Here is a 13,663-nt window from a genome sequence, read left to right on the forward strand (position 1 = left end):
TAGTATTCATTGACTCATTTCGAGGCGAGTATCGACAAGGCGCCGCGCCAGCTGTTCGACCAGCGCTTCATCCTGCCCGCGCGGGTGATTGCGCAGACCCAGATGCAGGAACTCGTGCGCCAGGGTGATGCGGTCTTCGCGGCTGGCCAGGCCACGCACATAAATCCGGTTGCGCGACTGCTCCGAATACGGTGTACCGCGCGCCAGCTGGCACACCGCCGGCAGCGCAGACGGCTTTTCGTAGCCCGCTTCCTTGCGCAGTACGCGCTCCCACTGCGGTAGTTCGCGCGCCAGCCACGCTTCGGCACCGGCCAGGCGCACGCACTGCTGCGAGTCGCCGCCCGAGAGCGTGGTCAGGTCGGCGCGCGGATAGGCCGACGCCAGGATCTGGTCGAAACGCAGGCCCTGCCCCGCCTGCGCCACGACCTGGCTCCACGCCATCGTGTCTTGCGAGGCCGTATCGGCGTGATAGCGCACGTTCACCCCGGACAGCACCAGCTGGTCGGTCCAGTTGGCGATGGCGCGCGCCTCCACGCTGGCCGGCTGCGGACTGACGCGCTGCGTCGCGCTACTGTCGGCAATGCGCTGGCAGCCCTCGGCCCACTGCGCGTTCTGTTGCAGGTAGGTGCGCGCCGCCACGGCCAGCGCCTTGGCCGCCTCCGGCGCGCCGGTGCCGCCCTCGCGGTCGATCACGCGCGCCACGTAATCGTTGACGCCGAAGCGCCCCGTCAGGCGCGTGCGGCCCTGCGCGTCGCGCGCCAGCAGCATGTCGTTCTGGCTGAAAAACGCCAGGCTGCGGCCGTTCTCGAAACGCACCTGGTAAGGTCCGTTCAACAGTCCCGGCACGGCGGCGGTCCGCCCGGCCGCCACGCTTTTGATCGGATAGCGCGCAAAATAGTCGATTACCACGCAGCCCGCATCGGCGCGCGGTGCCGCCGCCGGCAAGGTATTGGCCAGGCGCGGCGCCCATTTTTCCAGGATGCGGCTACTGGTGTCGGCGCCGCCGAACCAGAGCGGCGTGCCGTCGGCCAGCCAGCCGCCCGCGCCGCCCAGCCGCTCGCTGGCGCGCTGCGGATGGTGCCACGAGTAGGTCTTCACGCGCAGGCGGCTGCCGAACCAGCTGGCCGTGTTGACGCCGCGCGCACCCAGCACCACGTGCAGCAGCGCCGACTCGGCCTCGGCCCGGCTGGCGGCCGGAATGGCTGCCAGCGCCACCATCAGGCTGCGCAGGCTGACCAGGCGTTCCGGTGCCAGTTGCGCGGGATCGGCGAGCCAGGCGTATTCTCCGGCAGGGGCGCGTCCCAGCACCTCGCTCCAGTATTGCTGCCACGGGCGGCGCGTGAGCATCAGCCGCGCCGGCGAAAAGAACAGGCCGCACGACTGCGCCAGCGCCAGGTCGCGCCCGATGCTTTTGCCGGCGGCGCAGCAATACACTTCCTCGTTCTTTTGACCGCCGCAGGTGTAGTCGGGCGTCGCTACCTTTTTGTCGATCGCGTACACATACACAAACAGCTTCCACAGGCTGCCCAGCGGAACCTGGCGCGCGCCGTCGAAGGCGGCACGGCGGCTCGCGCCATGCTCGTCCAGCTGAAGCGCGGTGAGCTGGCCGTCGCGCCACCACGCCACGTCGAGCGTGGCCGCCTGCACCAGCGGCACCGACATCGCGAGCACCAGAGCCAGGCCGCGTGACAGCATTACTCGACCTGCAGCGTGCGCATGGTCTTGCCCTCGCCTTCCAGCGCCTTGTTCTCGGGCTGGTACATGCGGTAGTAGCGCGCCGGCGGCAGCACGTAACTGCCTTTTTGCGCGAAGCGCAGCAGGTGGCGCACCTTGAGCGGTTCGGCCAGCGGTTCGACCGGCACCACATAGCCTTCGCGCCGCGACTCGTGGCGCGCAGCTTCCAGCGCTGTCTTCTTTTCGCCGGCGAGCGTCATGCCCCAGGTGGTCGCTTCGACCGAGGCCCCGGGCGGCAGCGCCACTTCCAGCAAACCGTAACGGTATTTGGCGCCGGCGGCGGGGGTGAGCGTGATTTCATCCATGTACAGCGCGTCGGTGCGCAGGGCTTCGCCGTTCTTGACCGGCACCGGCGTGAAGTCCTTGTCTTTCTGCTCCATGCGCATCAGACGCCGTTCGATCTTCACCGGCAGCGTATGCGCTTCGGCGGCGCGGCTTTCGTACTGGATGATGGCGACGGTGTTGGCCGGCGGCGCCTCGGCCAATTGCAGCTGGTTTGGTGCGCCCTTGGCCGGCTGCCAGCGGAACAGCGCCTGGCCGAGCGGGCTGGCGCTCTTTTGCCAGGTGCCGCTCAAGGCCACGCCGGCATCCTTCGCCGCCGGCGGGCCGCCCAGCTTCTTCTGCACCCATACCAAGGTCAGTGCACGGTCCAGGGTCGCCATGTCGGCGCTCACCGCGCCCAGCACCGCGTCGGCCTGGCTGGCCGGCAGTTGCCCGCCCAGCATCAGCAAGGCTTGCGCCAGCGGCGCCGGATTGGCGCGCAGCGTGGTCCAGGCGGCGCCGATCCGCTCCTGCAATTCGGGCGGCATGGCCACCCCGTCGTTGGTGGCGACGACCGACAGCAGCGCCAGCGTCAGCGCCTGCGAATTGCCGCTTTCCGCCGTCAACAGCATGCTGCTGGTCGGGGCCAGCGCGGCCGCCTTGGCGTCGAGCTTCGTCTTGGCCAGTTCGTCGGCCAGGCCGGAAGCGAGGGTCTTGACCGGCAAGCCCATTTCCTGCGCCAGCCACAGGGTCAGCGCGCGGTGCAGCACCGGCTCTTTCAGGCCTTCCTTGCCGTACATGGCCAGCAAGCCTTGCCAGTGCTCGGGCGGCATCTCGATGCGCAGCGCGCGCGCGGCGTACCAGTCGGCGTAGTAGGCGTACGCCGTCATCAGCGAATTGCCGGCCGTGGCGTTGCCCCACCAGCCGAATTGGGCTTCGGGACCGGCCATCGACACCAGCCGCAGGCGCTGCGCCTGCAGGGTGTTCAGAAGACGCAGCTGGACCTGGCCGGCTTCGGGGCCGAGGTTCTGCAATCCCAGCGCCAGCGGAATCAGGCGGCTCGACGTCTGCTCGACGCAGCCGTACGGGTACTCGATCAGGTCATCGGCGATGCGCGCGAAGTGGCTGGCCGCGCCGCTGGCGAACGACACGCGGATATTGCGCGCGTCCGCCGGCAGGCTGAGCGGCACCGTGGCGCCGGTCAGCGGCACGCTCAGGGTACGCGGGCTGCTCCACGCGGCAGGCAGCGCCTGCACGTCGGTGTCGAGTGCGTCGACCACCTTGCCGCCCTGTTTGACTTCCAGGCGCATCGGGCCAGTGCTCGCCGCCAGCGGGAACTGGACGTAGTTCACGCCGCGCCGGGCGGTGATTTTCTCGGTCTTGACCACCGTGCCGGCGGTGAGCGTCACTTCGATGGCCTGTTCGCTGGCGGTCTGGTTGAACACCGCCACGGACGCCTGCGGCGCGTCGCCGGTCCGCATCCAGTCAGGCGCGGTCCATTTGGCGAAGAAGCTCTTGTCCGAGCGCAGGTAGGCAGTGCGCTGGCCAACCCGGCCCTGCGCATCCATCGCGCGGCCGGTGATGCGCCAGCGCGTCAGCGCGTCGGGCATGGTGAAGGTGACGCGCGCGCGCCCTTCCGCATCGGTCTTGAGCGCGGGCGCCCACAGGGCCGTATCGACGTTGTCGCGGCGCGGGCGTTCCAGCACTTTGACGCCACGCTCGTTATAGTTGTGGCGCGCGGGAGCGCCGGCGCTGCGGCCGGCCGCCAGGTCGTAGCTGATGAACGACAGGCTGGCCGTGGTGCGCACGTTGTTGCGGCGCGGGTGATAGAAGAAGTCACCGATGTCGGGTGCGATTTCCGGTTGCAGCACATAGATCATTTCATCGACCACGCCGAGCGTGACCAGCGTCGATACCGGCTTGCCGTCCATCTGCGCGGTAACGTCGATGGTGACCTTCTCGCCCGGTTGATAGACTTCCTTGTCGGTCTTGAACTGCAGCGCGATGCGCGGTTCGACGATCTGGATGCCGGCGTTCTGGAACACGAAGTCGCCCTTGCGCGTGTACGCCACCGAGAACGTGATGTTCGGGCCGTAGTCGTCCTTGACCGGAATGCGCACGCGCCACTGGTTCGGCGCCACGCGCACCGGCTTGATCCAGTCGGCGCCGGCGCTCAATAGACCGACCTGTTCGACCTTGTCGCGCTCCAGCGTCAGCAAGGCCTGCTCGACCGGGTCGGCAAAGGTGATCAGCGCTTCGGCGGTGTCGCCGGCGCGGTAGCGTTCATGGTCAAGCACGATCTCGATGCTGCCCGGCGTGGCGGCCAGGCCCTGGCCGCTGACCCAGTGGCTGGTACCGCCCACCAGCTTGTTCTGGGCGTCGCGCAGGCTCAGTTGATACGAGCCGGATGCGGGGAAGTTGACGTCCCAGGTCGGCTTGGAGGCGTCGAAGCTGCCTTCCGTCCTGGTCTGCCTTTCGAGCTGGATCATCTCCCAGCGTACCGGCTTGGCGCCGGCGCTGCCGTCCGCCGCCACGTCGAAGCGCACCGTCTCGCCAGGGCTTGAAAAGCGGCGCTGCGCCTTGAGCGTGTACTGGCTCGCAGAGCGTTCGATCATCAGTTCGGTCGTACTCCTGACGCGGTAGGCAGCGCCGTCCGACGCCAGCACGGTGAGGATGTAGCGCGACGGGTCCTTGGCCTGCGGCAGCACGAAGTCGACATTGCCCTTGCCGTCGCTGACCAGTTCCTGGGTTTTCAGTTCGACCGGGAACGCGCCGCTGTAGCGCAATTCGCCTTCGACCATGGCGTTTTTCTGGGCGCGCAGGGTCAGCGACAGGCTGGCCTTGGCGACCGGCGTGCCGTCCGGATAGCGCAGCTCGATGCGGCCCTTGACGTCCTCGCCGGTCTTGAAGTCGGCCTTGGCCGGAACCAGGTTGATCTCGAAGTGCGGCTTGACGTAGTCGGCCACGCGGAAGGCCGCGCCGTACTGGGTGTCGCGGTAAGTGAAACGCAGCTCGTAGCCGCCGGCACCGGCGTTGTCCGGCAGGCGGAAGCGGGTGTCGCTGCCGGTCTCGCCACTCAGTTGCAGCGCCTGCGTGAGCAGCGGCGTGCCGTTCGGATCGAACACCGTGAGCGACAGCGGCGCGCTGGCCGCTGCCTGCGACGCGCGCGCTCCCGTGAATTCGCGGCCGATGAACTTGACGTTCACTTCATCGCCCGGCCGGTACAGCGGGCGATCGGTGACGGCGTACACCTTGGTGTTGTAGATTTCGCTGTCGTAGTAAAAATTCTCGGACACGAACACGCCGCCGCTGCGGTCTTCGCCCATCACATACGTGTGTTCGGGGCTGCCGCGATCGAGCGAGACGACGCCGTTGGCGCCCGTGCGGCCCGATTGCAGCACGCCGCTGCCGTCGGTCCAGGTGACGTCGACGTCGGCGACCGCCGCGCCGTTATCGCGGCGCGCGGCCCACACCAGCATCTGGCTGGCCGACACCTTGGTGATCGCCATCGTGTCGGACACGAACACCAGCGTGGTGGCGCGATGTTCGCCGATGATCGCCTCGACCAGGTACAGGCCGGGCTTGCGCTGGCCGATCGGGATCATCACATTGCCGGCGCTGCTGGTGGTGAACTCGCTGCTCGAACCTTCCATCTTCAAGCCGGCCGGCGGCGTGATGATCTGCGCCTTCCAGACCGGATAGCGGAAGCGGTCGACCAGGTCGTAGCCCTTGAGCGGCTCGTACTGCGGCTGCTGGCGGAACGCCACCGGGCGCGTGATCGCGTCGCTGGTGGCCAGCTTGGGCTGGGCGCTGGTGACGGCGGTGCGCGCGTCGTTCGAGAACAGCTTGCGCCAAGCCATGCGCGACTGCTTCCACCAGCGGTCCCACAGCATGCTCAGGGTATTGAGCAAGCCCTCGCCCTTGTAATTGCCATTGACCTGCACGCGGTGCAGGTTGCGCTGCTTTTTCAGGAATTCGAGCGGTTCGGGCACGCGGTACAACAGCACGTCGACGCCGCCGTACTGCTCCAGGTTCGAGCGCGCGTAGTCGCGCCCCGGCACTTCCAGGCGCACCTTGGCCACGTCGCCGCTGCCATAGGCCGCGTCGGACAGCAGGAAAAATGGCTCGCCCTTGAAGGTGCTGTAGTTGCTCCCCCCTGGCGCGGCGCTGTCGCCGGCCGGCTTGGCTGCGGTATCGGCCGCGTCGGTTTCCTGGGCCGGCGCGAGCGCGGGCAGCAGGCCGCACACCAGCACCAGCAGCGCCAGGGCGCGTGTGATTGGATTGTTCATGTTAAAAACGCCAGCCGGAACATGCCGGCAAAGTTGGGATTGTCGACCGCTGGTTGCCACCGCGTGTCCTTCCAGGTTTTGAGTTGTGGGACATCAACGGTACGCAGTCCGTTGTCGTTCGGTGTGACAGTGCCGGTGTGGTAGGCGATGCGCGCTCCCATCCACACCATCAGGTGGTGCTCGTCGCCCTGGTCGAAGAACAGCAGGTCGCCCGGCTGCGCCTGATTCAGGTCGCGTCCGATGAAGCGACTGTTGTTTTGAACCAGGCCGATGGCCGAGACGTAGTGCCCGACCGTGCCGCCGGTCTGCACCCAGCGGTTGCGCAAGGCTTGCTGGGCCGGCGTGAGTTCGAGTTCGGGCGGCAGCTGGCCATCGCTGCCGATGCCGTTGGCGCGCATCCATTTGGCGTCGTGCACGGTCAGCGCTTCGTTCACGGCAAAGCGCACCAGGCCCGCGCAGTCGCGGTGCTGCCAGCGCGGCGACGGGCCCTGCTCCATCTGGGCGTTCACGATGCGCAGCATCCAGGCCTGGAAGGCGCGGCTCTGCGCCTTCGACAGTCGCGCCGGCATATCGGGCGCCGGCGCGCCGGTGAGCGCGCGCGCCCAGGGCAGTACGGCGCTGCCGGCGGCAAGGGCAAGCAGGTGGCGGCGAGTCGGCGACATCACTTCTCCAGCGCCTGCCATTCGACCGGTTGCCAGCCCATGCCGCTGGCGGGCAGCGACTTGAGCACCAGCCGGTACGGCGGATATTTCTTGAGCGCGTTCAGGCGCGGCACCAGGTGCGCGTCGGCGGCGGCGCGCAGTACCGGCTCGCGCGCGGACGGCAGTGCATCGAAGGCTTCCTTGCGGATCAATTCCGCCAGCGACGCGGGCGCGATCAGGCCTACCGTGCGCGATGGGTCGTTCAGGCGGTCGCCAATCGCCGGCGCCTGCTTGCGGCTCACCGCCAGCGCCTGCTCGACCAGCTTGCGGTCGGGCGAAAACAGCACGGTCTGGCCGCTGACCGCCAGCGTCGGATGCTGCGCGCCAATGCCGGTGGCGACTTCGCGCTGCCACAGGGTGGCGCCATTCGGGCCGGCCGACTTCTCCACCGCGCCGCTTTTCTTGTTGCCGATGGCAGCCTTGAACAGCGCGCCGTAGGGTTCATCGCTGCCGCCAGGCTTGCGGGTCGCTACCACCAGCGGCGTGTACAGGCGCGAGCTGCCATACCAGCAGACCGCGGCCGGGCCGCTCAGTTGTTCGGTCAGCGCGGAAGCGTCGACGTCACCCAGCACCGGCTTCATTTCTGCCCAGTTGGCTGGCAAGGCGAAGCAGGCGGCAGGATTGTGCGGCAGGACCGGCCACAGGGCGCGGTTGTCGTAGCCACCGGCGGCCAGCTTGCCGGCATCGACCAGCGCGCGCGTCTGCCACTGGCCTTTGCTGAAATCGAAGCGCAGCGCGTCCAGCGCACCGAAGAAAGGCTGATAGCCGAACGCCAGCACGTCGGCCTTGACCGCCACGCTGTGCCCATCGCCAGGCTGGGCGTCGAGATGGAACTGCTGGCGCAACACTTGCTGCTTCTTCGGATCGGCGGCGAGCAGGCCGGCCAGCGTCGTTTCGGCCTTGCCGTCCGCCTTGCCGTCGGCGCCGAACAGCATGCCCGGATCGGACAGGATCACCATGCGCGTGCCGCGCGCGGCGATCAGCAAGGTGCGCTGGTGGGCGTAATTGAGCGCATACACCGGCACCTTGTCGCCATCGACCCGGATCTCGCCGGCCAGCTTCATCTGCGTGTCCTTGAGCGCGACCTTGCCGGCCTGTTCGAGCATGCGCGTCATGCTGTTGCGCGAGACGGCGATGGCGAAGTATTTGAGCGAACCGTCTTCCTCGCGCCACAGGGCCACGTCGGCCGGCTCGTCGAGCACCATGCGGATCATCTGGTCGCCCCAGCCCAGTTCATGTTCGTAGGCGATGCGGCGCAAGGTGCCTTGCAGGCCCAGCTTGTCGCCGTTCTGCTCATAATAAAACACGAAGTCTTCGCGCAGCACGTCGCGCGCCAGCGGGATGGCGAGCAGGTCGCGCGGCAGCGACGACAGGCTCCTGGTCACGATCAGCGCATCGGGCTGCGACAGGTCCAGGTGCAGGCCCTGGCCATGGTGCAGGCGTTTCCAGCCAAACATGGCGTAACCGGCCACGGCGGCCACGCACACGGCCAGGCCGGCGGCGATGATTCCCAACTTTTTCTTGTTCATAGTGTGTCGATGGTGACTGGCGGCAGTCGAAATGATGTTTTTCGCATAATAGCGAAGAGTATCATTTTCATGTCATGAAAGAAAGGAAACATTCCGGAAGGTGATCCGATTCCGCCGCGTCGTGCGTTTTCAGCGACAAGGCGTGAGTCGATGTCCCCGGGCGCGGCGGGAGCGATGTGTGGCCACTAGCAGTGCCGAGTGTACCGCCGCAGCCACATGGCTGCCAGCGTGAACCTTACGCCGCCGGGGCGCATTTTCCAGGAAGTCGACATGTCCATCCTTCCAGCCTTGTGCGTGCGCACCTTGTTGCCGCTAATCTTCTGCAAGACCTTTGCACTGCCCGCTGCCGCCGACCCGCTCGTCACCAAGGCGGAGGCGGAGGCGATGGTGAAGAAGACCGTTGCCTACATCAAGACCATCGGCAGGAAAAAAAACACATCGGGATCAACCGCAAGGATGGTCCCTTCACCGACCGCGACCTCTACATCACCGTGTACGGCAGCAACGGCGTGGTGCGCGCACACGGCGCCAATCTCAACATGCTCACCCGCAATCTCATGGAAAGCCAGGATCTCGATGGCAAGGAATTCGTGCGTGCACGCATCGAGTTGGCCAAGAAAAATGCGCCGTTCTGGCAAGAGTACAAGTTCACCAATCCCCTGAGCAAGAAGACCGAACCCAAGGCCATGTATTGCCAACCGTACGAAGACGTGGTCGTGTGCGGCGGGGTGTACATCAAGCAGGCGCGGCAATTCCAGCATGGCGGCATGCCGCCGCCGTCAACCCCATGGTCTGCGACCGGACAACGTTCTGCCGCTCCAGCGGCCTACCCTGAAAGCGCGCACTGGCGGTCTGGCAGCTCGATTGAGCGAGGGAAACGTGTGCGCGCGGTAGCCGTCAAGCGGCATTCACACCTGGACTTTTAAGGGAACAACACCATGGATTTCATCGTCAATCATTACGCACGCACGCTGGCCGTATGCGGAACGCTCGTCTGCGCGTTCGGAACGGCGCAAGCCAATCCCTATCCCCAGCCTCAGCCCAAACCTCAGTTCTCGGGGAAGGTCACCTCGTCGATCGATCCGAAAAACGGCGACGTGAAAGTCTGCTTCAAAGAAATTAACCTGAAAAACAAAGCCGTCACCTACACCGCCAAGGCATCGGTGGTGGCATCCTACGCCTGCCGCAATCACGGCGGCAACTGCCCTCCGGGCAAGGATACGGTCGTCAAGCAAACCGTTGCCACGTCGGCCACGTACGCGCCCGGCAAGCACGGCGAGGTATCCGCCTGCATCACGCTCAAAGTGCCAAAACCGGCCAAAAACCCATGCCCGGACTCGATGTCACTGGTGCTGGAAAGCGTGAGCTGGACTAACATCACCATCAGTGATGTGACCAATGGAATCGGTCCTGTTGCGGCCTATCCGTCGAAGCAGTCGGTCAACTATGGCTCCTGCCCGGCCCCCAAATAAGCCAAGGAGGTAGCAACGCGTCCGTTACAGGCGACGGGAAGCACGCTTCCCCGACCGTGCGGCGGACGCCCCGGCACACCACGCCGCATTCACATCGGCGCTCGCGGGGACGCATCACCTACAATGGCCGATGCATGCAGCCCGCCTGCCAACTTCCCGGAGCGCCCTATTCAACCGACAAAACTCAGCCGCGACGCGCTTGCCGTCGCCCTGCGGCATGGCCGTGGCACCGCGGCCATGCATGTACAAGAGCACGGCCTGGACGGCGTGGAAGACCTGGTGCTGGCCGCCTGTCTCGAAAACCAGACCTACGACAGCCAGTGCGAGGGCAGCCGCGCCGCCTGGTTGTACAGCCTGTACAAGGGGACGCCAGCATATCCCCGCTTCGCCGCGCCGATCCTGACGGCCATGATATCCAGTACCGATGACGTCGATGGCGATCAACAACGCGCGCTGGCCAGCCTGATGGCACGCGATGGCGACCTTGAGGCCGCCACCGCCCTGCGCGCGCACGTGTGGGGACAGACGTTCTCGGCCGACCGCGTGCTCGGTGCCGGGCCCATCAGAAACCTCGACGGGCTTCCCGCCATCGTCGAGATCGCGCGACGCCTGGGCAAAGTCCTCCAGCAAGATCCCGAGGCGTGGGTCGATCCCCTGGATTACCTGGTTGATGATCCATTCCCGTTCGACGAGGTTTTTGCCGAACTCAAGCGGATCGCGGCAGGCGATGAGGCGGTTGCCGCCTATGTTGCCAAGGAGGAAGCGGAAAGGATCGCCAGCAGCAATCGACCTGACTGGTCGAAGGAAGACCCGGCCGCAAGCGCAAGGCGGCGCGGCGACGCGTTCATGCAAGACAATCCGCTCGACACGATCCTGGCCGCCGCTACAAGCAAGTCGGGCGGACGAGGACGATTCATGCAGTTTGGCCGCTGGGCAAGCGAAGATGACCTGAACCGCATCCTCGACCGTCTGCGCATCGAGAGCGAGCCGGAAGCGTGTGAAAAATTGTTATGCGCGTTCAGACGAAGGCAACTGCCGCGCCTGGACGAATGCGTCTGGGCACTGGCCTGCCACAGTGCGGCCGATGTACGCAACGCGGCAGCCGTGGCACTGTCCCACACAAGCGACCCGCGCGTACGCGAACTGGCGCTTGAACGCGTCGGCGCCCCGGGCTTTTCGAGCGACTACGCCGAAGAACTCGACCTATTCAAGAACAATTATCAGCCCGGTGACGAAACGCTGATCCTGGCCGCGCTGGAACGGCAGACGGTCGATGGAGACGAGGCGCACTATCTCGGGACCTGCGCCATTGACGTCTGCAACAGTGCCGATTCACCCGCACTGGCCGGCGTTGCCGAATGGGTCTACCGCACCAACCCGTGCGCCATTTGCCGCCGGCGTGCAGTCGAAAAACTACAGGAATGGCACCGCCTGCCGCCGCACATTGCCGCCGAGTGCCGCTTCGACGCGCTGGAAGACCTGCGCAAACTCGTGCACGAACAGCCCTGACCGATGCCGGTCAGCGCAGTTCCGCGTCGCGCAGCTGTTGCTGCGAAAGGTGAGCAAGCCAGGCGCCGGCGGCCGCCAGTCCGATGCCGCTGATGACAAGCATGGAGGCGTCGCCGAACGCCCACCAGCCGCGCAGCGACATCACGAATCCTCCCACGGCAACGATGAAAAAAAACCGGCCACCCCCACCCTCCCGCAGCAGCCGCAGCAGCCGCAGGGTACCGATATACAGGCAAAGGCCTGCCGCCGTACTCGCAAACAGATTGATGCTCGATACCGCACCGGTAGACGCCAGCGCCACGTAGTCGCTGCCGTACATGATCGCCGCCAGCAGGTGCGCCGCAACCAGCAGTCCCAGCGCATACCCACACTGGCGCATGCGCGAGGAAACGCGGCGGGCCGGCATCGATGCTGGCGGTGTGTAGGGATTCTCTGGAGTCGTCATACTCGCTCATTCATGGTGGCAGGCCGGCCCGATCAATCCCTGAAACGGCACATTTAAAACTTGGCAATGCGGTCCTGTTCCGACAATAATCGACCATCAAGTATTCAAACATGGCGACCCAATGCTATTCGATCATATCATTGACCGCAGGCGGACAGGCATGCTGCTGGTCGGTCTGCTGACCGGCTGTGGCGCCATCGATCCCTCGCTGCGCCTTCAGCAAGCCGACGCACTGGCGCGCGCGGCAGGCTGGGAACGCAGCACGCTCCCGGCAGGCGCTTTTGCCCTCGCCAGCTGGAGCCCGGCGCCGCAGCGCGCAGCGACGCTGACGGTGTACGTGGAGGGCGACGGCCTGGCGTGGCTGGGCGCGAGCACCGTCTCGCCCGATCCGACGCCGGTGCAGCCGGTGGCCCTGCACCTGGCGCTGCGCCATCCCGGCGGCGCGGTGGCGTATCTGGCGCGGCCATGCCAGTTCCAGGCGGGCGCCCTGCCCGCCGCATGCCGCAGCGCGGTGTGGACCGATGCGCGCTACAGCCCACAAGTCATCGACAGCATGAACGCCGCGCTCGACCAGCTGATGCAGCGGGCCGGCGCACAGCGCCTGGTCCTGGTGGGGTATTCCGGTGGCGGCGCCGTGGCCGCGCTGCTGGCCGCGCGGCGTGCCGACGTGGCCCTGCTGCTGACAGTGGCCGCCAACCTGGACACGGCCGCCTGGGCGCGCATCCAGCACCTGTCGCCGCTGGCCGCCTCGCTCAATCCGGCCGACTACGCCGCGCAACTGGCGCGCGTGCCGCAGCAGCACTGGGTAGGCGCCGATGACGACATCGTACCGCCCGCCGTGCTGGCGTCGTACGCGGCACGCTTTCCGGCCGGCGCCAGGCCGCGCGTGACGGTGGTTCCCGGTTTCGGCCACGCATGCTGCTGGCAGGACGGCTGGGCGGTCATGGCGGCGCCGCTGCTGCCATCCGGCGAATGAAGCTTGTCCTCACGCCGCTTTTTGCATCGCCAGCAAATAGCCGACGCCGAGAAAACCATGCAGGCGAAAGCGCTGCGTCAGCGGGTTGTAGCCCAGGCCGCGCTGGTCCGTCTGCACGAGGCCAGCGTCGCGCGCCATGCCGGCCAGTTCCGCCGGCTTGATCAGGCGCCTGTACTGGTGCGTGCCAACCGGCAGAATACGCAGCACGTATTCCACACCCACGATCGCCAGCAGATAACTGAGCGGGTTGCGGTTGATCGTCGAAAAAAACACCCAGCCGCCCGGCTTGACCAGTGCCGCGCAAGCGTCGATCACGGCCGACGGCTGCGGCACGTGTTCCAGCATCTCCATGCAGGTGACGACGTCGTACTGCCCTGCGTGACCGGTCGCCCAGGCCTCGGCGCTGCTGTAGGCATAGCGCACATCGACCTCCCGGCCCTGCGCGTGCCAGCGCGCGATCTGCAAGGGCTTGTCCGCCAGGTCGATGCCGGTGACCTCGGCGCCATGGCGCGCCATCGATTCGGCCAGGATGCCGCCGCCGCAGCCGACGTCGAGCACCTGCTTGCCCGCCAGGCGGCACAGGGAATCGATCCATGCCAGCCGGTGCGGATTGATGCGGTGCAGCGGCTTGAACTCGGACTGTTCGTCCCACCAGCGCGCGGCCAGCTTGTTGAAGCGCGCCAGTTCGGCCGGGTCGGCGTTCGGATGAAGCTCGGAAGTTGGTATGTACATGATCGTGATCCGTCA

10 protein-coding genes are annotated in these 13,663 nt (G+C 66.5%); 4 read left to right on the top strand and 6 right to left on the bottom strand.

What is annotated here, in order from left to right; translation table 11 throughout:
• Positions 1–6: 6 nt before the first annotated feature.
• From PO883_RS23810 to PO883_RS23825, 4 genes are read right to left on the bottom strand one after another with little or no spacing between them, the layout of a single operon-like run.
• Positions 7–1,695, bottom strand: a complete 1,689-nt coding sequence (locus PO883_RS23810) for a DUF2300 domain-containing protein (protein WP_289311958.1) — start codon at positions 1,693–1,695, stop codon at positions 7–9.
• On the bottom strand, positions 1,695–6,284 hold the full coding sequence (locus PO883_RS23815) for an alpha-2-macroglobulin (RefSeq protein ID WP_289311959.1): 4,590 nt from the start codon (positions 6,282–6,284) through the stop codon (positions 1,695–1,697). Before PO883_RS23815 ends, PO883_RS23810 begins: the two co-directional genes overlap by 1 nt.
• Entirely contained in the window at positions 6,281–6,946 is a 666-nt protein-coding gene (locus PO883_RS23820; protein WP_289311960.1) for a DUF1175 family protein, read from the bottom strand. Before PO883_RS23820 ends, PO883_RS23815 begins: the two co-directional genes overlap by 4 nt.
• Positions 6,946–8,514 carry a DUF2138 family protein gene (locus tag PO883_RS23825; RefSeq protein ID WP_289311961.1) on the bottom strand — a complete coding sequence of 523 codons (1,569 nt, stop codon included), beginning with the start codon at positions 8,512–8,514 and terminating at the stop codon, positions 6,946–6,948. The genes PO883_RS23820 and PO883_RS23825 overlap by 1 nt, the downstream gene beginning before the upstream one ends.
• A gap of 290 nt (positions 8,515–8,804) precedes the next feature.
• On the opposite strand from PO883_RS23825, the gene PO883_RS23830 reads away from it, so the two are divergent.
• From PO883_RS23830 to PO883_RS23840, 3 genes are all read left to right on the top strand, one after another.
• Positions 8,805–9,440, top strand: coding sequence for a cache domain-containing protein (locus PO883_RS23830; RefSeq protein WP_289311962.1), 636 nt, complete (start codon positions 8,805–8,807; stop codon positions 9,438–9,440).
• Positions 9,441–9,452: 12 nt separating this feature from the next.
• Positions 9,453–9,986: a hypothetical protein gene (locus PO883_RS23835; protein WP_289311963.1), complete on the top strand. Its 534-nt coding sequence runs from the start codon at positions 9,453–9,455 to the stop codon at positions 9,984–9,986.
• A 237-nt stretch (positions 9,987–10,223) separates the two neighbouring features.
• Complete coding sequence (locus tag PO883_RS23840; protein ID WP_289311964.1) at positions 10,224–11,495, top strand: hypothetical protein; 1,272 nt, start codon at positions 10,224–10,226, stop codon at positions 11,493–11,495.
• A gap of 10 nt (positions 11,496–11,505) precedes the next feature.
• Here the strand turns inward: PO883_RS23840 and PO883_RS23845 are convergent, their stop codons facing one another.
• Positions 11,506–11,940, bottom strand: a complete 435-nt coding sequence (locus tag PO883_RS23845) for a hypothetical protein (RefSeq protein ID WP_289311965.1) — start codon at positions 11,938–11,940, stop codon at positions 11,506–11,508.
• A 160-nt stretch (positions 11,941–12,100) separates the two neighbouring features.
• On the opposite strand from PO883_RS23845, the gene PO883_RS23850 reads away from it, so the two are divergent.
• Positions 12,101–12,916, top strand: a complete 816-nt coding sequence (locus PO883_RS23850; RefSeq protein WP_289311966.1) for an alpha/beta hydrolase — start codon at positions 12,101–12,103, stop codon at positions 12,914–12,916.
• A 9-nt stretch (positions 12,917–12,925) separates the two neighbouring features.
• Here PO883_RS23850 and ubiG read toward each other — a convergent pair whose 3' ends face one another.
• Complete coding sequence (gene ubiG, locus PO883_RS23855; RefSeq protein ID WP_289311967.1) at positions 12,926–13,648, bottom strand: bifunctional 2-polyprenyl-6-hydroxyphenol methylase/3-demethylubiquinol 3-O-methyltransferase UbiG; 723 nt, start codon at positions 13,646–13,648, stop codon at positions 12,926–12,928.
• Positions 13,649–13,663: the final 15 nt, after the last annotated feature.

The organism is Massilia sp. DJPM01 (assembly GCF_030348125.1).
Taxonomy (GTDB): domain Bacteria; phylum Pseudomonadota; class Gammaproteobacteria; order Burkholderiales; family Burkholderiaceae_D; genus Telluria_A; species Telluria_A frigida.

What these genes read in the sequence shown, in the direction of transcription:
- PO883_RS23810 (WP_289311958.1), bottom strand. Translation starts at nt 1,695, where the DNA reads ATGCTGTCACGCGGCCTGGCTCTGGTGCTCGCGATGTCGGTGCCGCTG.
- PO883_RS23815 (WP_289311959.1), bottom strand. Translation starts at nt 6,284, where the DNA reads ATGAACAATCCAATCACACGCGCCCTGGCGCTGCTGGTGCTGGTGTGC.
- PO883_RS23820 (WP_289311960.1), bottom strand. Translation starts at nt 6,946, where the DNA reads ATGTCGCCGACTCGCCGCCACCTGCTTGCCCTTGCCGCCGGCAGCGCC.
- PO883_RS23825 (WP_289311961.1), bottom strand. Translation starts at nt 8,514, where the DNA reads ATGAACAAGAAAAAGTTGGGAATCATCGCCGCCGGCCTGGCCGTGTGC.
- PO883_RS23835 (WP_289311963.1), top strand. Translation starts at nt 9,453, where the DNA reads ATGGATTTCATCGTCAATCATTACGCACGCACGCTGGCCGTATGCGGA.
- PO883_RS23840 (WP_289311964.1), top strand. Translation starts at nt 10,224, where the DNA reads ATGCATGTACAAGAGCACGGCCTGGACGGCGTGGAAGACCTGGTGCTG.
- PO883_RS23845 (WP_289311965.1), bottom strand. Translation starts at nt 11,940, where the DNA reads ATGACGACTCCAGAGAATCCCTACACACCGCCAGCATCGATGCCGGCC.
- PO883_RS23850 (WP_289311966.1), top strand. Translation starts at nt 12,101, where the DNA reads ATGCTGCTGGTCGGTCTGCTGACCGGCTGTGGCGCCATCGATCCCTCG.
- ubiG (WP_289311967.1), bottom strand. Translation starts at nt 13,648, where the DNA reads ATGTACATACCAACTTCCGAGCTTCATCCGAACGCCGACCCGGCCGAA.